Genomic DNA, 26939 nt, shown 5'->3' with positions numbered 1-26939 from the left:
TACGCCAACGCTCCCGATGCGCCGCACAGCCGCCAAACAAAAACCCGCCGAAGCGGGTTTAAGAAACAGTGAGCCTGGCGCGGACTCAATTCAAGGGCTGACGCGGCCTCAATTAAGGGGCTGACGCCCCATCAAGGAGTGAGAAAGCGTGGTGCCATCCACCAGCTCCAGTTCGCCCCCTACCGGCACGCCGTGGGCAATCCGGCTCACCTTGACGCCAGCGGCACGGGCCATGTCGGCGATATACCAGGCGGTGGCATCCCCTTCGATGGTGGGGTTGGTGGCCAGGATCAGCTCGCTGATGGACTCCGCCTTCAGACGCCGCTCCAGGATCTCCAGCCCCAGCTCCTCGGGGCCGATGCCATCGAGGGGGGACAGGTGGCCCATCAGCACAAAGTAACGGCCGGAGAACTGGCCTGTGTGCTCGATGGCGGCCACATCCGCCGGGCTCTCCACCACACACAGCAAGCCGCTCTCTTCGCGCTTGGGATTGGCGCAGATCTCGCAAAGCGCATTCTCGGTGAAGGTGCGGCAGTGGCTGCAGTGGCCTATCTCGGTCAGCGCCCGGTTGAGCAGCTGGGCCAGACGCAAGCCGCCGCTGCGCTCGCGCTCGAGCAGGGTAAAGGCCATGCGCTGGGCCGACTTGGGGCCGACACCCGGCAGCACCTGCAGGGCCTTCATCATCTCATCCAGCAGGGGGCTGAATTTCATGGGCTAAGTATCCTTTGACGCTGTGTTGGCGGGCGGCGACCTCAGGCACCCCTTGCGGGTGCGGGTTGCTCTTCGCCCGGCCGAACCAATCTTGTTGGCGCAGGACTATACCCGAGCCGCCCCCCGTCCGCCAATGGCCTTGTGCCTGCCAACCCTCTCAAACCACCGATCGGATAACCCGGCATCCATGGCTGCACTACCCCAGCCCGATGCGCTGACGACCGCTGTAGATCTCGGCGCGGCCGGGGCGGCAAAAGCCCACCAAGGTGAGCCCGGTCTGCTCCGCCCGCTCGACCGCAAGTTCGGTGGCGGCCGAGATGGCGAGCAGGATTTCCACCCCGGCACTGGCGCACTTTTGCACCATCTCGAAGCTGGCGCGGCTGGTCACCAGGATGGCGCCGTCGCGCCGCCCCGTGCGGCACAGGTGCCCCACCAGCTTGTCGAGCGCTATGTGGCGCCCCACGTCCTCGCGAATGGCGAGAATATTGCCCTCACCGTCCACATGGACGGCGGCATGGGTGGCGCCCGTGCTCTGCCCCAGCAACTGCAAGGGCCGCAGCGTCGCCAGTACCTTGTCGATCAGGGTCACCTCGAAGCGCTGGCTGTCCGGCAGTTGCGGCAGGGTGCGCACCACCTGCTCCAGGCTCTCGCTGCCACAGATGCCGCACCCCGTGCGCCCGGCCAGGGTGCGCCGCTTCTCTTTGAGACGATGAATGCAGCGGTTGGCCAGGGTGATATGCAGCTCGATCCCCTGACAGCCGTCAACTTGCTCGAAGTCGTGGATGTCCTGCAGGCCGTCGATGATCCCCTCTGAGAGCGAAAAGCCGATGGCAAAGTCCTCCAGATCGGCGGCCGAACACATCATGACGCTGTGGGATATGCCGTTGTAGACCAGCGCCACCGGGGTTTCGCAGGGCAGCTGCATGGCGCTGTCCGTGGTGACACCGTCGCGCTGGTAATGGACCACCTCCCGGTGGGCGCAAAGCGCCTGCGGGGTATCGCTATCGAGTTCGAGCAACATCTGTAGTGCCCCTTAGTTGAGGGTCTGGGGGGCTTTCGCCGAGATACCGAGCCGTTTCATCTTCGACAGCAGGGTGGTGCGTTTCATGCCGAGCCGGTTGGCGGCGCCCCGCTCCCCCGCAACTATGCCGTTGCATTCGCGCAAGGTGTCTATGATGGTCTGGCGCTCGTCCTCCACCCCCTCGCTCTGGCCGCTGCCGCCCTTGAACAAGGCCTGCTCGGGCTCGTCATAGACCAGGGTCTCTATCTTGTGATAGCCCTTGAGCGGCATCAGTTCATCCGGGGAGAGGTTGAGCACATGGCCCCGGGTCATCACCACGGCGCGCTCTATGATGTTTTCCAGCTCGCGGATATTGCCGTACCAGGGGAGCGACACCAGCATCTTCATGGCATCGGCCGGGATCGAGGTGATGTTGCGGCGCATCCGCTTGGCGATCTTCTTGATGAAGAAGTTGACCAAGAGCGGTATGTCTTCGCGCCGCTCGCGCAGGGGCGGCAACTCGATGGGAAAGACGTTGAGCCGGTAGTAGAGATCGCTTCTGAAGCGCTTGTTCTTGACCATGGAGAGCAGATCGCAGTTGGTGGCCGCCACCAGCCGCACGTCGATGGCGATGGGATTGCTGTTGCCGACCCGCTCCAGCTCGTGTTCCTGCAATACCCGCAAGAGCTTGGGCTGCAAGTCCAGCGGCATGTCTCCCACTTCGTCGAGAAACAATGTGCCCTTGTGGGCCCGCTCGAAGCGACCGATGCGCTGGGCCAGGGCGCCGGTAAAGGCCCCCTTCTCGTGGCCGAACAGATCGCTCTCGATGAGGCCGGTGGGAATGGCGGCGCAGTTCACCTTCACCATCTCCTGTTCGCGGCGATCGCTCAGCCGATGGATGGCCTGGGCGATCAGCTCCTTGCCGGTGCCGGTTTCTCCCAGGATCAGCACGGAGCAATCGCTCTGGGCCACCAGTTTCACCTTCTCCAGCACGCTCTCCATGGCGGCGCTTTGATAGATGATGCTGGAAAAATCGGCGTTGGGCTCGAGCTCCGCCACCCGGATCGTCTTCTCGCGGGCACCGTTGGTATTGGAGATCTCCTGCTGCGCCTGCACGTTGTTCATGGCAATGGCGGTGCGGGCCGCCACCTGCTCCAGCAGGGAGATGTCGATGTCGGCAAAGAAATCGGCATCCGGGTGGGAGAGGATCAAGACCCCCAGCAGGTTGCCCCGATAGCGCAGCGGCAAAATGCAGGAGCTGTCAGCATCGGCCGGCAGGATCTGGGTGCTGAAGCGGCAGCTCGAATCGCAACCGTGGCCCTGCTCCCGATAGATGAAGAAGGGCTCGCTATGGCCGAGCGCCCCCTGCAGACAGTTCTTCTCGAAACAGGAGTGGTTGATGATGCCGGGCTGATCGCTCTGCTGCTGATTGACCAGATAGCTCTTGAAGCTGTCGGAGGTGGCGTTGTACTCCGCCAGACACAGGCTGCTGATGGCGAAGTGGTGCTGCAGTATGGAGAAGAGGCTCCTCGGCAGCTCGGCGATGCGCACCAATTTAATCACCGCATTGGTGACATCCACCAGGATCTTGCAGCTGTCACGCTCCAGACGCAGGGAATTGGCCTGCTCCAGGGTGCGCTCCTTGTCGAGCACGTTCTCCAGCGCGATGGCGACGATGGCCGCCAGTTGGGTCAGCTTGGCCAGGGTCTCCATCGGAAAAGCATTGACCGCCGGGCTGATGAACTCCACCCCGCCCAGATGGCTGCGGGCCGTGGTGATGGGCAGCTGGCAGTAAGAGTGCAACCCCTCATACACTCCGGCCGCCGCCAGCAACTCGCAGCGGTTGTGAAAGCGGGCCACGGGCAGCACTATGGCCTGCTCCCTGGAGAAATAGAGATCGGCCTTGGCGCAGACCAGGTGCTTGGGGCCCTTCTCCTCCATGAAGTAGAAGAGGGCCTCCTCCCCCGCCCCCAGATTGAGGATCAGGTTGACCCGGGTCACCCCGGCGAAGCAGGCATCGATCCGGTTCAGCTTCTTGATGAAATCATCCAGAGTGACGGCGGAGAGCAGGTTCTTGGAGAGAGAGAGGAAGCCGTCATCCCAGATGGGTGAGATGTCGGTTAACGGAATGGCACTCACATTCAGCATTCTGGCCTCACGTTACATCTATATGGGCAAAAGATTGCGGGCACATTGCGGTCAGCAACGACGGTAAACAACAGGTCAGCCAGATCCATCAGATGTTATAATTAATTTTTAAAAACTTAACGCTTAATTATAAAAACTAACATGCCTTGAAATAGCCGCTCACTGCCTGTCGCATAATAAGGTAGCCCTACCCCCATTACAACCAGACAGGCCTGGGCCAATATCCCGCCATCACCACAAAATATGCCCACTTTGGCGCACATATATCGCCGCGATCCGCCAGAAGCTGTCGGTCTGCGTTGCCGCATTGCGTAACTTGATGGGTTGACTGGATAGCCGCCGGTTGCCCATGCCTGCGCTGCGTCAGGAGGAGATGAGCTGGTAGTTGTAGAGCTTGAGGCCCCCCAGGATGAAACCGGCCGATAGCAGTTGGAATGCAATCAATAACCCACTGATATTGTAGGCTATTTCTGCAGACACAGCCTGATGGGTGAGCAGGATCACCAGCGCCAGCAAGCCCGTCAGCAGGCCGTTGACCAGGGTGGTGGAGAGAAAGGCAATCAACCAGGCCAGCTTCACGCTCAGCGCCGCCAGCACGGCGCCCATGGCGATGCGCGCGGCGATGAAACAGCCGAAGAAACCAAAGCCCAGCAGAAATATCAATTCGTCGTACCAGAGGTAACACCCCATCCCCAATAACATTGCCAACAAATAGGCTGAAACATAAAAAATACCGAACGAGATCGTTAATTCACGGTTCATGGTGGACACCTGCCAGCTGAAAAAAGGATGAGGGGATCCGGGCCCTGTAAACAGAGCCTGGATCCACTTTATTAACGACGATTACCCTTTGGCGGCGCTGCGCAATTTCGCCTTGAGCGCGCTGTATTCAGTCTGGACGTACACTTCCGCCTCAGCCTGACCTTCAATGCGCTCAATCTTCACCGCACAGTACTTGTACTCGGGGGTGTAGGAGACCGGATCAAGGTGCTCGATGGTCAACTCGTTACAGGCCCCGATCCACCACTGGTAGGTCATGTAGACCACACCGGCGTTGACCCGCTCGTTGTAGTTGGCGCGAGTGATCACCTTGCCGCGTCGTGACGAGATCCAGACCAGCGCCTGATCCTTCACCCCGAGCTTTTGCGCATCGCTCGGGTGGATCTGCACATAGCCCGGCTCATCGGCCAGGGTCTGCAGCGCCGAGCAGTTGCCGGTCATGGAGCGGCAGGAGTAGTGCCCCACCTCGCGCACGGTGGAGAGCACCAGCGGATACTCTGCACAAGGCTGCTCCAGCGGCGCCCGCCACTCGGAGGCAATCAGCTGACCCTTGCCGCTCGGGGTGGTGAACACGTTCCCCTCGAACAGAGTGCTGGTGCCCGGGTGATCTTCGGTCGGACAGGGCCACTGCACGCTCTTGAGATCAGCCATCTTGTCGTAGCTGACCCCGGTATAGAGCGGGCAAAGGGCGCGCATCTCGTCCCAGATCTGTTGGGTGTCGCGATACTCCATGGGATACCCCATGGCGGTGGCCATCAGCGAGAAGATCGCCCAGTCCGGTTTCACATTCTCAGGGGGAGTGACCGCCTTGTAGAAGCGCTGGAAGCCGCGATCTGCCGAGCTGTAAACCCCCTCGTGCTCACCCCAACTGGTGGCGGGCAGAATGACATCTGCCATCTCGGCGGTCTGGGTCATGAAGATGTCCTGCACTATCACCAGATCCATGCCGCCCAGGGTGCGCCTGAACTGGGCCAGGTCGGCCTCGGTCTGGGCCGGATCTTCGCCGAAGATGTAGAAGGCCTTGCACTTGCCCTCTTCGACCTTGTGGCCAAGCTCCGTCAGACGGTAGCCGGGCTGTTGGGAGAGGGACGGTACGCCCCACGCCTTGGCAAACTTGGCGCTGATCGCAGGATCGCTCACCGACTGATAGCCCGGGAACTGGTGCGGCAGCATCCCCATGTCACAGGTGCCCTGCACGTTGTTCTGCCCACGCACCGGACCGCAGCCGGTGCCACGGCGACCGAAGTTGCCGGTCAGCAGCGCAATTCCGGCAAGTCCTTTGACCACATCCACTGCCTGACCGTACTGGGTCACCCCCATGCCCCACAGGATCATGGAAGCAGGCGAGGCAGCATAGGTGCGAATGGCGGCGCGGATATCAGCGGCGTTGAGGCCGGTGATCCCCTCCACGTATTCCGGAGTGTACTTGGCGACCGTGGCCTTGAAGGTGTCGAACCCCTCGGTGTAGTTGGCGACGAACTCCTTGTTGTAGAGCCCTTCACTGATCAACACGTTGGCAAAGGCGTTGACCAGCGCCATGTTGGATCCGTTTTTGAGCGGCAGCCACTGATCGGCGATACGGGCGGTTTCCACCATGCGGGGATCACACACAATCACCTTGGCCCCGTTCGCCTTCGCCTTGAGGATATGGCGGGCGACTATGGGGTGAGAGTCAGCAGCGTTGTAACCAAACACCAGCAGGCACTTGGTCTCTTGAATTTCGGGAATGGCGTTGCTCATGGCGCCGTTGCCTACAGTTGTCTCCAGACCGGAGACTGAGGGTGCGTGTCACACCCTCGCGCAGTGGTCGACGTTGTTCGTCCCCAGCACAGCGCGGGCAAATTTCTGCATCACATAGTTGGCTTCGTTACCCGGGCCACGGGCCGAGCCTGTGGTCATGATGGCGTCGGCACCGTACTTCGCCTTGATGGCAGTCAGACGGCTGCTGGCAAACTCGATCGCCTCATCCCAGGAGACGGATTCGAGCTTGCCACCGCGCTCGCGGCGGATCATCGGGCTCTTGAGACGGGGGGTCAGCAGGTTGGTGTCATTGAGGAAATCCCAACCGTAATAGCCCTTGAGGCAGAGCTGCCCCTCGTTGGTCCGGCCGTTGGCGCCTTCGGCCCCCACCACCTTGTCGTTTTCAACCAGCAGGTTGATCTTGCAACCGGTGCCGCAATAGGGGCAGACGGTAATGACTTTTTTCATGACTCACACTCTTGTTTGTTAACGGTAAAAGGCTGTTAACGATAAAAGGCCTTTAACGAAAATGGCTTGTCAGGGGTAGAGCGCACAGAGGCGCAAGCGGCGGCCAGCAAGGGCCTACGCACGCCATCTGATACGTTACCCTTGTGCCAACACCGGCTGACGCTGGCAGGCCGCCATCGCCTCGGCACTGGCCAGCTGCTTCTGGCGGTTCAGCTCGCCGAGGGATTCCGGGGTCACCAAGCGCAGCGCCTGGGTCGGGCACACCTCGACACAGGCCGGGCCCGCTTCACGGTGACGGCAGAGATCGCACTTCAAGGCTTGCGCCTTGGTCTGCGGGCGCTTGAACAGCGCATCGGCAGCGGGGGCCACCTCTTTCACCACCACCGCCATGGCACCGTAAGGACAGGCCACCACGCAGGATTTGCAGCCGATACAGCGCGCCTGCAGCACCTTGACGCAACCATCCTCGCTGACAATGGCATTGTTGGGGCAGGCCAGGGCGCACGGCTTGTCTTCACACTGGCGGCACAGCACGGGCGTGGTCACCTTGCTGCCGACGATCACCTTCAGGCGCGGCTGGAAATAGCTGTCCTTGGAGACCAGATGTCCATCCTCGATGGCAAGACGCAGGCCGCCCTCCCGCTCAACGGTACCCGCGCAGGACGTTGACTGGTGTGACACGGCGCAGGCCACCTCACAGGTACGACACCCAATACAAAGACTGGGATCTGCAATCACGAAGCTGTTCATAGAGAGGGATCCTAAATGTTTCGTTACTGCCGCACTGGCATCGCCCGGCATGCCCAAGTGTCATCGCCCAGGGGGCCCACACTCGCACACCGACGACGCAGCCGGCTCACCCACAAAGCATTTATCAGACCAAAAGCGGGAGTGGGCTAAATAAAGTTCACAAACAACTGAAAATAAAGGAGTAATTAGAAGCATGGACGACGACTTTCAGGCCAGTGTCGCTGACGACAGCAGGCTATAACTGTAATCGACACGACAAAAGTGACGAGCTCGACACTGGCTGACAGCCCCCTGCCCCGCCTGATTATCGGGGGATAAACGGCACCATCAGAGATGGATTACGGGTAGGCTTATTGTGTGGTTTTACTATCGAGACAGCCCATCAGCATCAGGCTAAACCGGCCAAGAAAGTACCTTCTATTAATTTATTGAGCCAGCGCCGATTTTCAGCCCATGCCCCTTCATTTTTTTACCTGTCCAGCTAATATGAGCCACTTGACTACTAGCCCCTTAAACATTCTTTCAATGATATGAAACTCTAAAGTAGAACAGATTAAAAACAGGAAATTTATGTCTCTCACCGCAAATAATGATCGTGATGCTTTACAAAAGCTATCTGTTGAAATAAATCCGATATCAATGCTGGATCTAGCCTGTGATTTACTTTTTATCAGGGGCCATCATCAAATTAGAATTACTGATGGCCCAGGTGATGGTGCCAGGGATATTCATTCCCTTGATTCAAGGGGGAACATACACATTACCCAATGTAAATATCATAACAACCCATATAAGTCTGTTAGCTCTAGAGAACTCGCAGAATTACCTATCGCACTCTCAAAGTTCTCTTGTTCAAAGGGACTTTTTATTACAAATATAAAAATAAGCCCACAAGGTAAACGAGAATATTTAAGTGATTACCCTAACTTTGATTTGGATTTTACAGATGGCTTAACTTTAATTCGTGAAATTCGAGCAAATCCAATTCTTCGAGCTAGATGGATTGACTGTTGTGGGCAAGATTGGTCTTTCTCATTAACATTTCCGGTATTAATTCGACGCCACTCAGATGACACACCCATATTACCTGAATTTTCATATGAAGATAACTTACTAGACAAAATAATAGATGAGATTAACGAACTCGTTAAGCCAACTGTGTTAACTAGTACAACAGGATTTATAGATGAGGAACATTTTCCATTATACCGAGAACCAAAAAGATTAACGCAAGAGGAAGGACTATTACCACAATTACGTTGTTCAATTATTAAATGCAGTGGTATTAAAACAATTGCTGAACAACAGTTTCTTCAAGAGGCTATTTCAAGCGCCACTTTAAAGGTAATTGCAAAGAAAGAAACTCACTTTTCTGTTTGCATTGGGATAGCCGCTTTAGTAGATCTATCTGGCTCAGCAAAAAATAATATTATAAGGCTGGGTTCTTATGCCCTTACAAAATTAAAGACTCCTCACGGAGTATACGATGAAGATAATTTTTTCTCCCTAGAAAATTCAAAATGGACCGCAATAACTGATGCTCGAGTTAGTCAAGCTGACTATATCAGATTGTTTAGTGATAGTTTAAATGCTCTTATTGATTTCACCCATATATCTCCTGTATCTCGCTCTCAATCTCGTTGTAATAGAACAATACGCTTGAACCAACTTGAATCATGGAGATTATCAAAATTTGCATTATCTAAATATAATCCTGACTCTTGGCTATGTGATAAAATTCCACCACCGGATGAAAAAATAAAATGGCCTTGGAATGACTCCTGGCTTTGCGGGTGGCTTCATATAAATTTACTCAATGGGTTTGTATCTGTACCATCTACAGCCGCAGAGTCATCCTTCTTTTCTTTTGACGAAGCAGCAGAAATATCTCGATTAGCTGCACTTAACAATACTTTACTAGAGGATAATAGCTTTGAAATAATAGAGCCTGATCGCGCACGACATATGTTAGCCTCTATATCTTATGATCCTTTTGAAGAGGAAGGTGATGTTATCTTCAGAACGGCAGATCTTGTTTTAGATAAAAATGACATTCCTACTCCAGCATTACCTATTCAACGCAATATTGAGGCAACAATATTTTTCTCTGAGAATCCAAATGACTTCATTGAAAGTATTATTGAAAATAACTATATAAAGAACGCAAATATTAAAGCTACTCATCAAATCAAAAGAATTGAAACACCAATTAACCTTTGGATGGTTGTTATTAACTTCAACTTTGCCAATATCAAAGATATCCCATCAATCTCAATTCTAGATGAAATACACACTTGGATTGGTGACTTCATCTTTGAAATGAAATTACAAATACCAAGATTAGAAACTAATACCAAAGATGCATGGAAACATTTAACAGGTATAACTTTAGGTCTTCCATGGTACGAGTCTGATATGGTTTATATGACCTTGGGCACAGATGATGGCATTGTTGAAATTAGAGGGAAAGATAATTCACCAAGTTAAAAAAGAACATCTATAGCTCTACTACGCTATTTTAAATTAGTGGTGCAATTCACTTTATTCATTGCACCCTACGTATATAATCTCTCACTTTTGTTTTGCTTTATGGTGGCTGCTGTTACGGCGGCCACTTACTTTTCCACCATCCCCTCCCTCTTATACATCAAATAAAGACTCTATCGCAACCCAATTCCGGCCTCTTTACCCACAGCACCATCAATTTATTGGCCAGCATTTTATCGTCTATTTTTCATCCAGCCAGATTGAAAACTCTGGCAAAAATGGATACTCAGAGAAAACAAACGCTTGTACGCACCCCAGCAGGTTATTTCAATCAATGGATAATTAATAATTTCGTTCAAACGTCCCTTTTGATTATTTATACCAGAGCATAAACCCACGATGTGTGTGTCATCATACGCTTAACGGCAGATGAACAGACTGTGTCCCATAATGAGCCCCTTTATATCCAGTTAGCTCCCTTTCCCATCGCAATTTCTTAATACTATCCCGATTGAATATCAGGGTTTTTCCTGATCGTTCGGGCCCTTGTGCTTTGGCAAACGTGTAACAAGATAACCTCATGAGCTGTGATAACAAACAAGCCCTGTCCGGCGTCACGCTGGCGGCGATTGGCGTGGTCTACGGTGATATCGGCACCAGCCCCCTCTATACCCTGCGAGAGTGCCTTTCGGGTCAATTCGGGATCGGGGCCGAACCCGCCGCCATCCTGGGATTTCTCTCCCTCATTTTCTGGCTGCTGATCCTGGTGGTCTCGGTCAAGTACCTCTCCTTCGTGATGCGGGCCAACAACGCCGGTGAAGGGGGCATTCTCACCCTGATGTCACTGGCCACCCGCAACGCCTCTCCCCGCTGGGCGCCTGTGCTGATCATCCTCGGGCTGATTGGCGGCAGCTTCTTCTATGGCGAGGTGGTGATCACCCCGGCCATGTCGGTGATGTCGGCCATCGAGGGCTTGAGCCTGATGGCCCCCTCCCTCGACCCCTATATAGTGCCGCTCTCGGTGCTGGTGCTGACCCTGCTGTTTGCCATTCAAAAACATGGCACCGCCATGGTGGGCAAGCTGTTCGCCCCCATCATGCTCACCTGGTTTCTGACCCTGGCCGTGCTGGGACTGCGCAGCATCATCCAGAATCCCGAGGTGCTGGGGGCACTCAACCCCGTCTGGGCGCTGCGCTTCTTCGCCGAGTACCAGACCACGTCCTTCTTTGCCCTCGGCGCCGTGGTGCTGGCCATCACAGGGGTGGAGGCGCTCTACGCCGACATGGGTCACTTTGGCAAGAACCCGATCCGGCTCGCCTGGTTTGTGGTGGTGCTGCCCTCCCTGGTGCTCAACTACTTCGGGCAAGGCGCGCTGCTGCTAAGCAACCCGGCGGCCATCGCCAACCCCTTCTTCCTGCTCGCCCCCAAATGGGCGTTGCTGCCGCTGCTGGTGCTGGCGACCATGGCGACCGTGATCGCCTCCCAGGCGGTGATCTCCGGGGTCTTCTCTCTCACCCGGCAAGCGGTGCGGCTCGGTTATCTCTCACCCATCCGCATCGTTCACACCTCCGAGCAGGAGTCCGGCCAGATCTATATTCCCGTCATCAACTGGATGCTCTATATCTCCGTGGTGATCGTCATCATGAGCTTCGAGCACTCCAGCAATCTGGCAGCGGCCTACGGCATCGCCGTCACCGGCACCATGGTGCTCACCTCCATCCTCTTCTGCTCCGTGGCCAAGAACAGCTGGCACTGGCCCACCTATCTGGTGGCTGCCCTGTTCGCCCTGCTGCTGGCCATCGACGTGCCGTTGTTTGCCGCCAACCTGGGCAAGATCTTCTCCGGTGGCTGGCTGCCACTCACCCTGGGCGCCGTCATGTTCACCCTGATGACCAGCTGGAAGAGCGAGCGCTTCCAGCTCATTCGCCGCCTGAACGAGCACGGCAATTCGCTCGAGCCCATGATCGCCTCGCTGGAAAAATCCCCGCCGACCCGGGTGGCGGGCACCGCCGTCTATATGTCGCGGGTGGTCAATGTGATCCCCCATGCGCTGCTCCACAACCTCAAGCACAACAAGGTGCTGCACGAGCGGATAATCCTGCTCACCCTGCGGGTGGAGGACGTGCCCTACGTCCACAACGTGCGCCGGGTCTGCATCGAGCAGCTCTCCCCCACCTTCTGGCGGGTGGTGGCCAGCTACGGCTGGCGCGAGACCCCCAACATGGAGGAGATCTTCCACCGCTGCAACGCCGAGAGCTTGAGCTGCCGCATGATGGAAACCTCGTTTTTCATGGCCCACGAGTCACTGATCATGAAGGAGCGCCCCTGGTATCTCTACCTGCGCGGCAAGCTGTTTATGCTGCTGCAGCGCAACGCCCTGCGCGCACCGGATCAGTTCGAGATCCCGCCTAATCGGGTGATCGAGCTGGGCTCGCAGGTAGATATATGATGGCGTTCTGAGGGCATAAGAAGGCCAGCAAGAGAGAGGGAGGCATTGGCCTCCCTCTTTTTTTCCGTTAACCCCAATTACCGGCCCCCTCATCCCCAGCCCGTCTCCCGCAAGGGGAGAAGGGAGCAAACCACGACGACCATATGGCTGCAAACGGTGCAATTCACTTCGTTCTTTGCACCCCACTTCCTACCACAGACGAATAACCCTTCTGCCCTTCATCACTACTCCGTATCCCTCCCTGTCGAGACCGTTTTTACGGGGTGACGAAACCTCTCCCCCCCTTCGTCACAAGTGACGAACGTCACAATTCGACACTGTGCCGCGTCCTCGCCATGGCTCGACATGAAATTAAAAGTTATTTAAAAACAGTATCTTACGATCATTTTTGGCATCACCTCAGATTTGGCCCGCATTTTGCCATCCTGCCCCTATTCTCTCCGTTCGCGACACGACAAGGTAGGCTATGAACCGCTTCGTTATCGCTGACCCCAAGCTATGTATCGGCTGTGGCACCTGTATGGCGGCCTGCAGCACGGTTCACAAGGCGCAAGGTTTGCAGCAAGCCCCCCGTTTAACCGTTATGCGACACGAGCAGGCGACCATGCCGGTTCAGTGCCGTCACTGTGACGATGCCCCCTGCATCAAGGTGTGCCCGGTCGAAGCAATTCGCCAAACCGGCGATTGCGTGCAGCTCAACGAGTCGCTCTGCATCGGCTGCAACCTGTGCGCAGTGGCCTGCCCATTTGGTGCCATCCAGAGCGGTGGCAGCCGTCCGGTGGCCATGGCCAACAGCTACGACACCTATATCCCCTGCTCCATCCGCTCCAGCAATCCCTCCACTTCCGCCGGTCTGCGCTGCTTTGGCGAGGATCTGCTGAGCTGGGAGCCCGGGGTGCGCAGCATTGCGGTCAAATGTGACCTCTGTGAGTTTCGCGCTGAAGGCCCCGCCTGTGTCAGTGCCTGCCCCTCCCAGTCACTGAGCATGGTCAACGACACTGCCTGCGCCAACGCCGCCCGCGACCGTCGTCTGCAAGCGGCCAATGCTCACCCGCAAGGTGCCCCCGCCTTCTCGGCCTCTGCTTGCACGACCGCATCTTGTTCGACCGCCACGACTACGCCGGTTTCACCCGACGCTTCAATCACTGAGGGATCCTGCTGATGTTGTCCCCCCTTGTTATGGGCACGCTCCTGCTCTTTTTGCTGGGCGCTGCCGCCGGTCTGCTGCTGCAAAAGCAGCCTTGGCTGGCAAACCGTCTCAATAGTGGCTTCGCCCTGCTGGGCTCGCTCGTCGGTGTGGTTGCCGCCATCAAGGCCCTTGCCCAGGATGCAACCATCGACGGCCAGATCTGGCTGCTGGGCTCGGTCCATCTGGATATGTTGGCAGCCCTGATGCTGCTGGTGATCACGCTCGTGGGCTTGGCTGTCTCCCTCTACTCCTTTGCCTATATTCGCGAATATCAGGGCAAGGGGGATGTGGCCATTGGCGTCTTGATGAACCTCTTCCTGTTCGCCATGGTGGGCATGGTGCTGGCCGACAACGCACTGGGCTTTTTGCTCTGCTACGAGCTGGTGACCCTCACCACTTACTGGCTGGTCAAGACCAACCCGGATGCCGCCAAACAGAGCCGCCTTTATCTGGTGATGAACCATATCGGCATGGCGCTGGTGCTGGTCGCCTTCTGGCTGCTCTGCCGCGAGTCTGGTTCGCTGGAGTTCGCCGCGCTGCGTGAGCACCATCTGGCGGGCGCATTGGCATCCCTGGTGTTCCTGCTCAGCTTCTGCGGCTTTGGCCTGCGCGCCGGTTTCGTGCCGCTGCACGGCTGGCTGCCAGTAGCCGAGCCCGTCGCCCCTTCCCATATTTCGGCGCTGATGTCCGGGGTCATGGTGAAGCTCGGTCTGTTTGGCATTTTGCGGGTCAGCATCGATTTTCTCGGCGCCAGCCAGCTCTGGTGGGGCTACATGGTGCTGATCTTCGGTGCCTGCTCGGCAGTGCTCGGGGTGCTGTTTGCGCTGGCCGAGCACGATCTCAAGCGGCTGCTCGCCTACCACACGGTAGAGAACATCGGCATCATCCTGATGGGGATGGGGATCGGCATGATCGGCATCGCCAACCAGCAACCGGCACTGGTGGTGCTGGGGCTGCTCGGCGCCCTCTATCACCTGCTCAACCACGCCATCTTCAAGAGCCTGCTCTTTATGGGCACCGGTTCCGTGATGTTCCGCCTGCACACCCGCGAAATGGACAAGATGGGTGGCCTGGCCAAGCTGATGCCCTGGACCGCGCTGGCGTTCCTCATCGGCGCCATGGCCATCTCGGCGCTGCCGCCCCTCAACGGCTTTGTCAGCGAGTGGTTTATCTATCAGGCGCTCCTGTCCATGACCAAACTCGGCACCTCTGTGGTGGCCCCGCTGGCGGTGGTGATGCTGGCGGTGACCGGTGCCATGGCGGTGATGTGTTTCGTCAAGGTGTATGGCATCTGCTTCTGCGGCGCCCCGCGCAGCGAAAAAGCGAGTCAGGCCCGCGAAGTACCCAACGCCATGGTGGCAGGCACCCTGCTGTTGGCCGCCGTCTGTCTGGTGCTGGGTCTGGGCGCCCCCTGGATTGCCCCCTTTGTCAGCGGCTACGGTCAGGCCCTCGTCTCTTCTCCGCTCATGGGCCAAATGAGCGTTGCCACCGGTGCCACCCTGCTACCGCTCGACAGCTCTCAGGCGATCCTCTCCCCGCCGGTGATTGCCATCACCCTGCTGGGGCTGTTCCTGATCCCGCTGCTGGTCGTGGCCATCTTCAAGGGGCCCAAGCTGGGTCGTCGTCACGCCGGTACCCCTTGGGCCTGTGGTTACGCCTATGAAGAGCGCATGAGCCTCACCTCCGGCGGTGTCACCCACACCCTGCGCCAGCTCTGCGCCCCGCTCTATCGCAAGCAGCCCCAGCTTGATCTGGCCACCGCCCTGCACGGGGTGAGCGCGTCTCCCTCTGCCGCTGGCTGGCTGTTGCACGGCCTGGTGCTGGCGCTCTTTATCCTGATGGCTGTAGGAGTCTGATATGCCTGTTCTTGAAATGCCGAGCTGGGGCATGGTTGCCCTCGCCCTGACCCAGGCCATCGCCATGCTGGCGCTGGCGCCGCTGGCCACCGGTTTCAACCGGGTGCTGCGAGCCAAAATGCACTCCCGTCAGGGGCCGGGCCTGCTCCAGGATTACCGGGATATCGGGAAGCTCCTGCGCCGTCAGGAAGTGACCACCGAGCCTGCCGGCATCATCTTCAACCTGATGCCGGCGCTGCTGATCGCAGCCCTCTTGCTGGTGGCGATGGCGCTGCCGACCCTGACCCACGAGTCCCCCTTTCCCATCGCCGGGGATCTCATCACCGACATCTATCTGTTCGCCATCTTCCGCTTCTTCTTCTCCTTGGCGGGGCTGGACAGCGGCAGCATGTTTGCCGGGATCGGTGCCCGCCGCGAGCTGACCTTAGGGATTTTGGTGGAGCCCATTCTGGTGCTCGCCTGCTTCATCATGGCGATGATGGTGGGCAGTTCGGATCTGGGCAACATCAGCAGCTATGTGGCCACCCAGCCGCTGGCCGCGCCCATCGCTACCCTCTTGGCCGGTGCCGCCTGCGCCTTCGCGGTGTTTGTGGAGATGGGCAAGCTGCCCTTTGACTGCGCCGAAGCCGAGCAGGAGCTGCAGGAGGGGCCGCTCACAGAGTACTCGGGTGCCGGTTTGGCCCTGCTCAAGCTCGGCATGGGCCTCAAGCAACTGGTGGTGGTGCAGCTCTTTTTGGTGATCTTCCTGCCTTTCGGCAAGGCAGCGAACTGGAGCCTGCCCGCACTGGCGCTGGCCGCCCTGATCCTGCTCTGCAAGCTGCTGGTGGCCTTTTCACTCGCGGGCATCATCGAGAATTCCATGGCCCGTACCCAGTTCGTGCGCACCCACAAGCTCACCCGCTATGGCTTGGGGCTGGCCCTGCTGGCGCTGCTCGCCTATCTGGTCGGGGTATAACTCATGCCCGCCATCACAGCTGCTTTTTTCGATTTCATCATTTGCGAATTTAAAGTGAGAACTGCATGACCATCGCCATCCAGGATCGCATCGGTTGCGACTATATCCAGCAACTGCGACAGCAACTGCCCCACGCCATCATCGACGAGCAGTGGCAGACCGCCGATCAGGCCACCCTGACCGTCAAGCCCACCAGCCTGGTGGCCCTCACCAGCCTGATCTTCCACAAGCAGGGCGGCTGGCTCTCGGTTTCGTTTGCCAATGACGAGCGCAGCCTCAACGGCCACTTCGCCGTCTACCACGTCTTCTCCATGGAGGGCGACACCAAGAGCTGGATCACCGTCAAGGTGCTGGTCGAAGCCACCTCGCAGGAGTACCCCTCCATCACCCCGACCATTCCGGCTGCAGTGTGGGGCGAGCGGGAGATCCGCGACATGTACGGCCTGCGCGCCGTCGGCCTGCCGGACGAACGCCGTCTGGTGCTGCCGGACGACTGGCCGGAGGATATCCACCCGCTGCGCAAAGACGCCATGGATTATCGCCAGCGCCCCATGCCCACCACGGACACCGAGACCTACCCCTTCGTCAATGAACTGGGCAATGAGGCCAACCGCATCGTGCCGGTGGGCCCGCTGCACATCACCTCGGACGAGCCGGGACATTTTCGTCTGTTTGTCGATGGGGAAGACATCATCGACGCCGACTACCGCCTCTTCTATGTCCATCGCGGCATGGAGAAGCTGGCGGAGACCCGCATGGGCTACAACGAAGTGGCGTTTCTGACCGACCGGGTCTGCGGCATCTGCGGCTTCACCCACAGCGTCGCCTACACCACCTCGGTGGAGAACGCCATGGGCATTAAGGTGCCCGAGCGGGCCAAGATGATCCGCGCCGTGCTGCTGGAGGTGGAGCGCCTGCACAGCCACATCCTCAACATCGGCCTGTCGAGCCACTTCACCGGTTTCGACACCGGCTTTATGCAGTTCTTCCGGGTGCGGGAGAAATCGATGACCCTGGCCGAGCTGCTGACCGGCGCCCGCAAGACCTACGGCCTCAACCTGATTGGCGGGGTGCGCCGCGACATCTTCAAGGAAGATCGCATCAAGGGTGCCCAGCTGGTGCGGGAACTGCGTGATGAGCTCAAACCCCTGGTGGCCATGCTGCTCGACACCGCCAACATCACCTCCCGTCTGGTGGGGATAGGCCGCCTCGATCCGCAAATCGCCCGCGATTTCAGCTGTGTCGGCCCCATGGTGCGGGCCAGCGGCTTCAAGCGCGACGTACGTCGGGTGCACGACTTTGCCGCCTATCGCGAACTGCCGATGGAGATCCAGACCCTGGCCGGTTGCGACGTGCAATCCCGGGTGCTGGTGCGCATCCACGAGCTCTACGACTCCCTCGACATGATTGAGTTTGGCCTTGAGCACCTGCCGGAAGGGCCGCTGCTGACCGAAGGCTTCACCTATCAGCCGGGCAAGTTTGCGCTGGGCTTTACCGAAGCGCCCCGTGGCGAGAACGTCCACTGGAGCATGACCGGCGACAACCAGAAGCTGTTCCGCTGGCGCTGCCGCGCCGCCACCTACGCCAACTGGCCCGCCCTGCGCTACATGCTGCGTGGCAATACCGTCGCCGATGCGCCGCTGATCATCGGCAGTCTGGATCCCTGCTACTCCTGTACCGATCGGGTCACCCTGGTCGACCCCAAGAAGGGCAAGTCCACCGTGGTCTCCTACAAGGAGATCGAGCGCTACGGTATCGACCGCAAAAACTCTCCGCTCAAGTAAGGGGTCATCATGATCAAGCTGTTCAAGACCATCCTCAAGGCTGGCACACCGACCGCCAAGTACCCCTTCGCCCCCTACGAGGTGAACCGGGATTTTCGCGGCAAACCCAAATATCAGGCGGATCAGTGCATCGCCTGCGCCGCCTGCACCAAAGCCTGCCCGGCCAACGCGCTGGTGATGGAAGTCGATATGGAAACCGGCGAGCGGCGCTGGGAGATCTCCATGGCCCGCTGCATCTTCTGCGGCCGCTGCGAAGAGGTCTGCCCGACCCGCGCCATCGCCCTCTCCCCCGAGTTCGAGCTGGCGGTGACCAACAAGGCGGATCTCTATGAGGAGGCCCGCTTCGCGCTGGCCCCCTGCACCCTGTGCGGCACTTACTTTGCCCCGAGCAAACTGGTGGCGCTGGTGGAGGACACCCTCAAGCAGGCGGGCACGCCGCTCGCGACCCCGGAGCGGCTGCACCACTGCCCCGACTGCAAACGAAAACAGAGCATGCTGAGCCAGCCTGACTCGGCCATGACCACACCGATTGCCACACCGATTACCACACAACAGGAGTGGATGTGATGAGCAAGATCAAAGGCATAGAACCGGTTGTCGGCCATGCCCATACCCGCGCCGTACCACTGGCGCAGGATCCCGAGATCACCAAACTTAAAAAAACCCTGCTCAAAGACATTCGCCGCTCGGCCTATGTCTACCGGGTCGATTGCGGCGGCTGCAACGCCTGCGAGATCGAGATCTTCGCCACCATCACCCCGCTGTTCGACGCCGAGCGCTTCGGCATCAAAGTGGTCGCCTCCCCCCGTCACGCTGACATCCTGCTCTTTACCGGTGCGGTGACCCGGGCGATGCGAGTACCGGCCCTGCGCGCCTATGAAGCAGCCCCCGATCCCAAGATCTGCATCGCCTACGGCGCCTGCGGCTGTGACGGCGGCATCTTCCACGACCTCTACTGCGTCTGGGGCGGCACCGACAAAATCGTGCCGGTGGATGTCTATATCCCGGGCTGCCCGCCCACTCCCGCCGCCACCATCTATGGCTTTGCGGTGGCGCTCGGTCTGCTTGAGCAGAAACTGACCGCCACCAGCCACGAAGTGCAACCTGGGGTACGGGTCGAGCTGCGCCACACCGGCATCCCCAATGAAATCCGGGTGATGATCGAGCGCGAAGCGCGCCGCATGGCCGGTTACCGGCAGGGACAGATCATCGCCGACGAGTTTATGGCGCTGCTCGAAGGGGCGACCCAGCAGGATGTGGATCTGCGCATCCAGAGCTATCTCGATCAGCATAACGACCCGCGCCTGTCGGAGATCGTCAACAACCTGGCCAACGCCTGCCTCAACCGGGCAGCAGGCAAGGGAGAGGCAGTGCATGGCTGATCAGGTTTTCTTCTACTGCCTCTCGCGCAAGTTTGTGGATGAGCAGTTCGACGTGCCCGAGGAAGCCAAGGAGGTGATGTACTATAGCCTCGCCATCGGCCACCACCTCGGTATTGTCGACTGCCTCAGTGCCGATCTGGTCTGCCCACTGGCGGGCTATCGCGACTGGGTGGCGAAACTGGAGGCGGGCAGCGAAGCCCGCCGCAAGATGGAGGGGTTTCTCACCTTTGGCGAGATCACCATCTATCGCGAGCACTGCCATATGCTGGCCTGCGCCTTCGACCGACTGCGTAAAGCGGAAAGCGTGCTCGATGAACAGCAGCTGGGCTGGACCAACACCTTTATGGATCAGCTCACCGCCCTCTATAACGATCCCCATATGTACCTGATGGTAAGGAGCCGCTGATGGGCTGCAATCTCGTGTTGACCGTGGGCAATGCCATGATGGGGGACGACGGTGCCGGCCCCTATCTGGCGGACAAGCTGCAAGACGCCCCCATGCCCGGTTGGATCCACATCGACGGCGGCATCGCGCCGGAAAATGCGGTCTACAAGGTGCGGGAGCTGCAACCGGAGCGGGTGGTGCTGGTGGATGCCGCCGAGATCGGCGAGAAGGCGGGCACCCTGCAGGTGATCCCTCCCGAAACCATCGCCGAGATGTTTATCTTCTCGACCCACAATATGCCGCTCAATTTCCTGATCGACGAGCTCAAGACCTTTGTTCCCGAGGTGATTTTTGTCGGGGTACAACCGGCCATCGTTGCGTTCTCCTTTCCGATGACCGAGATGGTGAGCGAGGCGATGGATTATCTTTATCAGCATCTTGATGCAGCCAAGGATACCAGTTTGTTAATAGAACGACTGGACCAGTGGAATATTACCAACACCGAGCGATAATTATTTATCGAGTTGTTAACGACCGTTATTGACCAAGGGTTCCGGCAATGTGATCGAGGCCCGATGTTAAATTAAAAACATCGGGCTAATTGTGCTGAACTTGATATAAAACAAGGTTCTTTGAATTTTTCAAAAAATCGCTAAGCCTCGATTTTTTATGACAAAAAAAGCGTTGCCAGTCACAGAAATTTGCCACAAAATGGCGGCCATCACGGAAGTTGATGGGGTCTGGTGGCCTCCTCGGTCTTCAAAACCGATGTGAGCCGAGAAGGCTTTGGCAGGTTCGATTCCTGCCTCTTCCGCCAATTACATATATTGGACAAATCGAATCAACCACATTTCAAAGCCGGTTGATGCTTGTTTAAAAACGGTGCTTGCCGCTTGCCAATATAATCCGACCACAGGTTGTCGTTCTGGCCAACAATTAATTTATCAGCATCAATTCATCATTAATTTATGCGCGATATTTGCAAGAATAAGTAATCAGCCAGCACTGAAATAACCCGTCAACTCGGCCTCTCTATCGGCGAAGCTGTGTGCATGTCAAACCCACGCTCTGCCCTGGTAATCCCATGCCGAACTCGTCTCACGCGCCAGCCATCGCCCACTCTCACAGTCAGCCCGAATCATGTCCCACTGCCGACGATTCACTGCCAGATTCACTGCCACTGCCCAGCCAGCAACAAACGCGCCGTTTGCCCCAAGTGGAACAGCTGCTGCAGCAACCTTTTCTCGCCGGTTATATCAATGCGCTGAGCCGCCCGCTGGTGACCCAGGCGGTGCGCGATACCCTGAGCGAATTGCGCCAGAGCGAAGATTTTCGCCAGCACGGCGTTCCCCCCGAGCAAATCGAGGCGCAGATTGCCAAGCGCTGCCAGCAACAGCTGCGCCAACGTCAGACCCGGGTGATCAACGCCACCGGCACCCTGGTGCATACCAATCTGGGGCGCTCGCCGCTAAGTCGCGAGCTGTGGGACGAGGTGCGTGACCTCAACACCGGGTACAACAATCTGGAGCTGGATCTCGCCACCGGCAAGCGCGGCGGGCGCAAGGGGCTGATCGCCCCCCTGCTTGGCTGCCTCACCCAGGCTGAGGATTCGCTGGTGGTCAACAACAACGCCGCCTCGCTCTTTTTGCTGCTGCAGGAGATAGCTAAGGGGCGCGAGGTGATCGTCTCGCGGGGCGAGCAGATCCAGATTGGCGGCGGCTTTCGCATTCCCGACATTCTGGCGCTCTCCGGCGCCAAGCTGGTGGAGGTGGGCACCACCAATATCACTACTGCCAAAGATTACCTCGATGCCATCACCGATCAGACCGCGCTGGTGCTGATGGTGCACAAGTCCAATTTCGCCATTCGCGGCTTTACCGAATCCCCCGATATTGGCGAGGTAGCCCGCGCCCTGCCAGAGCACGTGGTGCTGGCGGTGGATCAGGGCTCGGGATTGACCACCGAGGAGTTTGCACCGGACGAAACCTCGGTGCGCCAGTACATCAAGGCGGGGGCGGATCTGGTCTGCTACTCCGGCGACAAGCTGCTGGGGGGCCCGCAATCGGGCATCATCAGCGGCCGCGCCGACCTCATCAAGCGGCTTGAAAAACACCCCATGATGCGCACCTTTCGCCCGAGCCGCATCGTCTACTCCCTGCTGGAACGCCTGCTCATTCACAAGCTAAACAAATCCCCCATCGGCGAGGGCATTGCCCAGCGCACCTTGAGCAACCCGGCCGCCATGCAGGCCCGCGCCGACCAGCTGATGGCCGCCCTGCCCGGCTGTTTTGTGCCGATCCCCGCCCAGCTGGTGGTGGGCGGCGGCACCCTGCCGGACGAGTTTTACCCGGCGCCTGCGCTGGAATGCACCGACCCGCGTCCGGCCCAGCAGCTGCTTGATGCCCTGCGGGAACTGCCGGTGCCGGTCATCGCCACCGTGCGCCAGCAGAAGGTGCTGCTCAATATGGCCACCCTGCTGCCGACCGAAATGGAGCTGCTGATCGCCCAGCTTCACGAGCTGCTGCTACCTGCCTCGATCAATGCAACTGAGGAGCCCTGATCCCATGACCCCCTATAGCGCCGTTATCGGTCTTGCCGGCCACGTGGATCACGGCAAGACCCTGCTGATCAAGGCCCTCACCGGCATCACCACAGCCCGCGCCCACGAGCAGGCCATCGGCATGACCCAGGATCTCGGCTTTGCCCACTTTGACGACGGTCAGGGCAACACCATAGGCGTCATCGACGTGCCCGGCCACGAGCGCTATATCCGCAACATGGTGGCGGGACTCTGGAGTCTGGATCTGGTGCTGCTGGTGATCGCCGCCGACGAGGGGTGGATGCCGATGACAGGCGATCACCTGCGCCTGCTCAAGGCAATGGGGGTGCCGCGCCTGCTGGTCTGCATCAACAAGTGCGATCTTGTCTCTCCCGACGAGTTGGAGCTCCTTGAAGAGAGTCTGCTGGAGCGGGTGATGGACGAGAGCGGCATGGTGCCCGACATCGTCAGCGTCAGCGCCAAAACCGGCGAGAATATGGCGGCCCTGCACACCGCCATCGTGCTCCAGCTGGGGGATATGGCCGAGCATCATGTTCTTCTCGAACAGGCTGTCCCGCGACTGTATGTAGACAGGGTCTTTACCGCCAACGGCACCGGCACAGTGCTCACCGGCACCTTGCAACAGGGCAGCCTCAAGGTGGGAGACAAGCTGCGCCTCTACCCCGCCGATCGGGAAGTGCAGGTGCGCTCCCTGCAGGCCTATCACCAGAGCCTTAATGAGATTGGCGCCGTCTGTCGGGTGGCGGTGGGCCTTAAAAAAGTGCCACACAAGGAGGTGGCACGCGGTCACTGCATCACCAGCGCCGCTGGCCAGTGCGAGGCGGCAACCCACCTTATCGTGCGACTCAACGCCGAGAGCCTGAGCGCCAAGGCGCTACGCACACAAGAAGTGGAAGTGGCCCTCGGCAGCTGGCATGGCCGGGCTCGCTTTGTACCCATCAAGGATACCCGGCTGGCGCGGTTGATCTTTGCGACTCCCATTCCCTGCTTCTTTGGCCAGCCACTCGCCATCATTCGCCACGGCAGCAGCGAGCTGCTGCACGGCGCCCGCATCGTCTGGTACGGCGACATCCACCCCGCCAGACGCAAGGCGCTGCACGCCCTGCTGGGCGAGCTGCCTGATGAGCTCGAGCGCTACAACCCCGCAACCCTGCAACTGGGGCTCAAAGGCTATGTGCTGGCCAGCCGCTTTGACCAGCGGCCCGAGCAGGTCACCCCCCTCGGTAACTGGCTGCTGGATAACCACTGGCTGGCCCAGAGCCGCGATCAGCTGCTCGCTACGCTGGCCAGCGAACCGCTCAGTGCCGCCGAGCTGGCGACCCGCTTTGGCATCGCCCTGCCAGTCACTCACGCCCTGCTCCAGCAGCTCAAGGGGGAGCAGCTTATTCGCCTGCACCATGACAAGTGGCAGCCGGGCAGCGGCGAGTCGGAAGATGACCTGGGGGAAGAGGCGCAGCTGGTGCTCAAAGTGGTGCGAGATCAAGGCAAGGAGGGTTACGAGCCCGGTAAACTGGGCCCCGGCAGCGTGGAGCTGGATCCCTTTATCACCCGCAAGCTGCCCGCGGCCCTGCAGCAGGGCTTGCAACAAAAAGGCGCGTTGCAAAAGCAGCTGCGCAACCTGGCGCGACTCAAGTATCTGGTGCAGCTCGATGGCCCCATCTACTACGACGCCGTGCTCTACAACCAGATGGTCGCCGCCGTGCTTGCGGGCCAGCAGGTGGGAGATCTGATCGACATGGCATCCCTCAAGGAGATCACCGGTTTGTCGCGTAAATACGCCATTCCGTTTTGCCTGCGCATGGAGATGGATGGCTGGGTGCGGCGCGAGGAGAACGAGCGCCGGGTGCTGCGTTTGCCACAAACTCAAGATGCCTTGCTGCAGGAGCCGGCATGACGGCCACCCGATTGCGCCGCGAATTTCATATCGACGGCATAGTGCAGGGGGTCGGCTTTCGCCCCTTCGTCTATGGGTTGGCACTGCGCCACGGCCTTACCGGCTATGTGCTGAACGATGCCAACGGCGTCACCATAGGTGCCGAGGGTTGCCCCGAGCAGCTGGCCACCTTTGCCCGCGAACTGCGGGAATTGGCGCCGCCGCTGAGCCGAATCGATCATTTCAGCGAACGGGCACTGCCCCGCGACGCTGACCCCGACCATAATCCCGACTACGACGGTCAATTCCATATCAAGGCCAGCCAGCAGCAGAACGCCGCCACGGTCGCCATCTCGCCGGATCAGGGGATGTGCGAGGGGTGCGCCCGCGATGTGGCTAACCCCGCTGATCGCCACCATCGCTACCCCTTTACCAACTGCACCCACTGCGGCCCGCGCTACACCATTATCCGCCGCCTCCCCTACGATCGCCCCCACACCGCCATGGCCGACTTTGCCATGTGCCCGCGCTGCGCGGCGGCTTATGAAAACCCGCTGGACAGACGCTACCACGCCCAGCCTGTGAGCTGCCCCGAGTGCGGGCCCCATCTCAGCTGGCGCAGCGGCGACGGCGATGCCCTGGCCGAGCGCGAGGATGCGCTGCAAGCGGCTGCTCGCGCCCTGCAAGCGGGCAAGCTTATCGCGGTCAAGGGGATGGGAGGTTATCACCTGATATGCGATGCCCGCAGCGAGTCCGCCGTAGCACGGCTTCGCCAGCTCAAGCGGCGCGCGCGCAAGCCGCTGGCGGTGATGATGGGCTCACTTGCCGAGGCCAAACTGCATGTCACCGGCTGCGAAGCGGAGTGGAAGCTGCTCGCCTCTCAGGCCAGACCCATCACCTTGCTGCGCAAGCGCAAAAACGATGATCGGCCGTCAGAATCCCAACACACCGCGGCCCCGCTGGCCGAGGGGATCGCCCCCGGCATCCCCTACCTTGGGGTCATGCTCCCCTACACCCCGCTCCACCAGCTGCTGCTGGACGCCTGTGCCATCCCGCTGGTGGCGACCAGCGCCAATGGTCGCGGCAGCCCCATTCTGATCGAATGCGAGGCGGTGGTCAGGGAACTCGGGGGCGATATTGACGGCATTCTGGATCACAACCGCCCCATACTGCACCCCTGCGACGACAGTCTGGTGCAGTGGGCGGGCGGGCGGCGCCAGACGTTGCGCCTCGCCCGGGGCTATGCCCCCTGCACTCCCAGCCTGAAACAGGCGGTCAATTTGCCGCTGCTGGCAGTCGGGGCGCAGCAGAAGAACCAGCTGGCGCTGGCTTTCGGTCGCCAGCGCATCTACAGCCCCTATATAGGCGATCTGCACAGCCTGCCGATGCAGGGCCACTTCGAGCAGACCCTCACTACCTTTCGCGATCTCTACGATCTCAAGCCCGAACTACTGGTCTCGGATTGCCACCCCGGCTATCTCAGCCACCAGTGGGCCAAGGGCTATTGCCACGATCAGGGTGCAACCCATCTCGAGGTGCAGCACCATCACGCCCACCTGCTGGCAGTGATGGCCGAGCATGACATCAGGGGCCCGGTGCTAGGCGTTGCCTTCGACGGCACAGGCCTTGGCGATGACGGCACCCTCTGGGGCGGCGAGCTGCTGCTGGCTGATGTGAAGGGCTTTACGCGCGTTGCCCACCTCAGGCCTTTCAAGCTGATCGGCGGTGAGGCGGCCATCCGCGAGCCGGTACGCCAACTGTTGGGACTGCTGTTTGAATCGCACAGCCCTGAGGAGATCAGTGCCCTCGATATTCCGCTGATCAACAAGTTGCCAGCTGAGCGGATCAGCAATCTGCACCAGCTCTGGCGCCTCGGTCGCAACGCCCCCTACACCAGCTCCATCGGCCGCCTGTTCGATGCCGTGGCGGCGCTGCTGGGGGTGATCGACACCCCCGATTACGAGGGCGAGGCGGGACTTTTGCTGGAGGCGGCTGCCTTGCAGCTGACCCCCGATGAATTGCCCTTCCCCCTCGCCTTTGGCCTAAGCCAATCAACAGGGGGGCCACTGCATATCGAGTGGGCAAAGCTGCTCAATCTGCTTATCAGCGAGCAAAGAAACGGTACCTCCACCGCCAGCCTGGCCGCCGGTTTTATCCGCGCCATCAGCGATTTGGTCGTTGCCCTGGCCGAGCGCTTCCCCGGCTATCCGGTAGCGCTGGGAGGCGGCGTCTTTCAAAACCGGGTGCTGATGGATCAGCTTGTTCCCGGCCTCGAAGCGGCCGGACGGCAGGTATTAACCTCTGAAACCCTACCGCTCAATGACGGTGGCATCGCCGCCGGTCAGCTCTGGTTTGCCATCCACCATATTGCCACGCACCAGCCTGTCACAACCGGTTGTGCCACCTTGTCGGAGTCCTGAAA

Annotated in this window: 19 protein-coding genes and 1 tRNA gene; 14 read left to right on the top strand and 6 right to left on the bottom strand. The window is 59.1% G+C overall.

From position 1 onward, the window contains the following. Positions 1-108: 108 nt before the first annotated feature. From recR to ONZ54_RS10050, 6 genes are all read right to left on the bottom strand, one after another. Complete coding sequence (gene recR, locus ONZ54_RS10075; RefSeq protein ID WP_042871452.1) at positions 109-711, bottom strand: recombination mediator RecR; 603 nt, start codon at positions 709-711, stop codon at positions 109-111. Between the two features lie 196 nt (positions 712-907). After that, positions 908-1732: a formate dehydrogenase accessory sulfurtransferase FdhD gene (fdhD, locus tag ONZ54_RS10070; RefSeq protein ID WP_271788059.1), complete on the bottom strand. Its 825-nt coding sequence runs from the start codon at positions 1730-1732 to the stop codon at positions 908-910. 12 nt (positions 1733-1744) lie between these two features. After that, complete coding sequence (locus ONZ54_RS10065) at positions 1745-3859, bottom strand: sigma 54-interacting transcriptional regulator (RefSeq protein WP_271788058.1); 2115 nt, start codon at positions 3857-3859, stop codon at positions 1745-1747. A gap of 363 nt (positions 3860-4222) precedes the next feature. Continuing rightward, positions 4223-4621 (bottom strand): hypothetical protein, encoded by a 399-nt coding sequence (locus ONZ54_RS10060; protein ID WP_271788057.1) that lies wholly within the window; start codon positions 4619-4621, stop codon positions 4223-4225. Between the two features lie 81 nt (positions 4622-4702). Then, positions 4703-6847 carry a formate dehydrogenase subunit alpha gene (fdhF, locus tag ONZ54_RS10055; RefSeq protein WP_271788056.1) on the bottom strand — a complete coding sequence of 715 codons (2145 nt, stop codon included), beginning with the start codon at positions 6845-6847 and terminating at the stop codon, positions 4703-4705. Positions 6848-6982: 135 nt separating this feature from the next. Next, positions 6983-7597: a 4Fe-4S binding protein gene (locus tag ONZ54_RS10050; protein ID WP_043555421.1), complete on the bottom strand. Its 615-nt coding sequence runs from the start codon at positions 7595-7597 to the stop codon at positions 6983-6985. Between the two features lie 570 nt (positions 7598-8167). Here ONZ54_RS10050 and ONZ54_RS10045 point away from each other — a divergent pair. The 14 genes from ONZ54_RS10045 (at position 8168) to hypF (ending at position 26937) form a co-directional block, all read left to right on the top strand. Then, positions 8168-10084 carry a restriction endonuclease gene (locus ONZ54_RS10045; protein ID WP_271788055.1) on the top strand — a complete coding sequence of 639 codons (1917 nt, stop codon included), beginning with the start codon at positions 8168-8170 and terminating at the stop codon, positions 10082-10084. 580 nt (positions 10085-10664) lie between these two features. Further along, complete coding sequence (kup, locus tag ONZ54_RS10040) at positions 10665-12533, top strand: low affinity potassium transporter Kup (RefSeq protein ID WP_271788054.1); 1869 nt, start codon at positions 10665-10667, stop codon at positions 12531-12533. Between the two features lie 466 nt (positions 12534-12999). After that, on the top strand, positions 13000-13695 hold the full coding sequence (locus ONZ54_RS10035; RefSeq protein ID WP_271788053.1) for a 4Fe-4S dicluster domain-containing protein: 696 nt from the start codon (positions 13000-13002) through the stop codon (positions 13693-13695). Further along, on the top strand, positions 13695-15578 hold the full coding sequence (gene hyfB / locus ONZ54_RS10030; protein ID WP_271788052.1) for a hydrogenase 4 subunit B: 1884 nt from the start codon (positions 13695-13697) through the stop codon (positions 15576-15578). The genes ONZ54_RS10035 and hyfB overlap by 1 nt, the downstream gene beginning before the upstream one ends. Before the next feature lies 1 nt (position 15579). Continuing rightward, positions 15580-16533, top strand: a complete 954-nt coding sequence (locus tag ONZ54_RS10025) for a respiratory chain complex I subunit 1 family protein (protein WP_271788051.1) — start codon at positions 15580-15582, stop codon at positions 16531-16533. Positions 16534-16598: 65 nt separating this feature from the next. Beyond that, the gene (locus ONZ54_RS10020; protein WP_271788050.1) at positions 16599-18317 is read left to right on the top strand and encodes a hydrogenase large subunit; all 1719 of its coding nucleotides are present in this window, start codon (positions 16599-16601) and stop codon (positions 18315-18317) included. Between the two features lie 9 nt (positions 18318-18326). Next, on the top strand, positions 18327-18884 hold the full coding sequence (locus ONZ54_RS10015) for a formate hydrogenlyase complex iron-sulfur subunit (RefSeq protein WP_219615605.1): 558 nt from the start codon (positions 18327-18329) through the stop codon (positions 18882-18884). Beyond that, positions 18884-19699: an NADH-quinone oxidoreductase subunit B family protein gene (locus tag ONZ54_RS10010; RefSeq protein WP_125608928.1), complete on the top strand. Its 816-nt coding sequence runs from the start codon at positions 18884-18886 to the stop codon at positions 19697-19699. The genes ONZ54_RS10015 and ONZ54_RS10010 overlap by 1 nt, the downstream gene beginning before the upstream one ends. After that, a complete protein-coding gene (locus ONZ54_RS10005) occupies positions 19692-20105 on the top strand; it encodes a formate hydrogenlyase maturation HycH family protein (protein ID WP_271788049.1) in 414 nt (137 codons plus the stop codon). The genes ONZ54_RS10010 and ONZ54_RS10005 overlap by 8 nt, the downstream gene beginning before the upstream one ends. After that, positions 20105-20596 (top strand): hydrogenase maturation peptidase HycI, encoded by a 492-nt coding sequence (gene hycI / locus ONZ54_RS10000; protein WP_271788048.1) that lies wholly within the window; start codon positions 20105-20107, stop codon positions 20594-20596. The genes ONZ54_RS10005 and hycI overlap by 1 nt, the downstream gene beginning before the upstream one ends. Positions 20597-20809: 213 nt before the next feature. Further along, positions 20810-20901: transfer RNA gene (locus tag ONZ54_RS09995), tRNA-Sec, on the top strand. 267 nt (positions 20902-21168) lie between these two features. Next, entirely contained in the window at positions 21169-22644 is a 1476-nt protein-coding gene (gene selA, locus ONZ54_RS09990; protein ID WP_271788047.1) for an L-seryl-tRNA(Sec) selenium transferase, read from the top strand. Between the two features lie 4 nt (positions 22645-22648). After that, positions 22649-24538 carry a selenocysteine-specific translation elongation factor gene (gene selB / locus ONZ54_RS09985; RefSeq protein ID WP_271788046.1) on the top strand — a complete coding sequence of 630 codons (1890 nt, stop codon included), beginning with the start codon at positions 22649-22651 and terminating at the stop codon, positions 24536-24538. After that, a complete protein-coding gene (hypF, locus tag ONZ54_RS09980; RefSeq protein ID WP_271788045.1) occupies positions 24535-26937 on the top strand; it encodes a carbamoyltransferase HypF in 2403 nt (800 codons plus the stop codon). Before selB ends, hypF begins: the two co-directional genes overlap by 4 nt. The last annotated feature ends 2 nt before the right edge of the window (positions 26938-26939 follow it).

The sequence above is a fragment of the Aeromonas salmonicida genome, assembly GCF_028355655.1.
Taxonomy (GTDB): domain Bacteria; phylum Pseudomonadota; class Gammaproteobacteria; order Enterobacterales; family Aeromonadaceae; genus Aeromonas; species Aeromonas salmonicida.
This window is presented reverse-complemented; position numbering and strand designations above follow the sequence as displayed.

Excerpts from the sequence above, each read along its gene's own strand:
- recR (WP_042871452.1), bottom strand. The coding sequence starts at position 711 with ATGAAATTCAGCCCCCTGCTGGATGAGATGATGAAGGCCCTGCAGGTG.
- fdhD (WP_271788059.1), bottom strand. The coding sequence starts at position 1,732 with ATGTTGCTCGAACTCGATAGCGATACCCCGCAGGCGCTTTGCGCCCAC.
- ONZ54_RS10065 (WP_271788058.1), bottom strand. The coding sequence starts at position 3,859 with ATGCTGAATGTGAGTGCCATTCCGTTAACCGACATCTCACCCATCTGG.
- ONZ54_RS10060 (WP_271788057.1), bottom strand. The coding sequence starts at position 4,621 with ATGAACCGTGAATTAACGATCTCGTTCGGTATTTTTTATGTTTCAGCC.
- ONZ54_RS10050 (WP_043555421.1), bottom strand. The coding sequence starts at position 7,597 with ATGAACAGCTTCGTGATTGCAGATCCCAGTCTTTGTATTGGGTGTCGT.
- ONZ54_RS10045 (WP_271788055.1), top strand. The coding sequence starts at position 8,168 with ATGTCTCTCACCGCAAATAATGATCGTGATGCTTTACAAAAGCTATCT.
- kup (WP_271788054.1), top strand. The coding sequence starts at position 10,665 with ATGAGCTGTGATAACAAACAAGCCCTGTCCGGCGTCACGCTGGCGGCG.
- ONZ54_RS10035 (WP_271788053.1), top strand. The coding sequence starts at position 13,000 with ATGAACCGCTTCGTTATCGCTGACCCCAAGCTATGTATCGGCTGTGGC.
- hyfB (WP_271788052.1), top strand. The coding sequence starts at position 13,695 with ATGTTGTCCCCCCTTGTTATGGGCACGCTCCTGCTCTTTTTGCTGGGC.
- ONZ54_RS10025 (WP_271788051.1), top strand. The coding sequence starts at position 15,580 with ATGCCTGTTCTTGAAATGCCGAGCTGGGGCATGGTTGCCCTCGCCCTG.
- ONZ54_RS10020 (WP_271788050.1), top strand. The coding sequence starts at position 16,599 with ATGACCATCGCCATCCAGGATCGCATCGGTTGCGACTATATCCAGCAA.
- ONZ54_RS10015 (WP_219615605.1), top strand. The coding sequence starts at position 18,327 with ATGATCAAGCTGTTCAAGACCATCCTCAAGGCTGGCACACCGACCGCC.
- ONZ54_RS10010 (WP_125608928.1), top strand. The coding sequence starts at position 18,884 with ATGAGCAAGATCAAAGGCATAGAACCGGTTGTCGGCCATGCCCATACC.
- ONZ54_RS10005 (WP_271788049.1), top strand. The coding sequence starts at position 19,692 with ATGGCTGATCAGGTTTTCTTCTACTGCCTCTCGCGCAAGTTTGTGGAT.
- hycI (WP_271788048.1), top strand. The coding sequence starts at position 20,105 with ATGGGCTGCAATCTCGTGTTGACCGTGGGCAATGCCATGATGGGGGAC.
- selA (WP_271788047.1), top strand. The coding sequence starts at position 21,169 with ATGCCGAACTCGTCTCACGCGCCAGCCATCGCCCACTCTCACAGTCAG.
- selB (WP_271788046.1), top strand. The coding sequence starts at position 22,649 with ATGACCCCCTATAGCGCCGTTATCGGTCTTGCCGGCCACGTGGATCAC.
- hypF (WP_271788045.1), top strand. The coding sequence starts at position 24,535 with ATGACGGCCACCCGATTGCGCCGCGAATTTCATATCGACGGCATAGTG.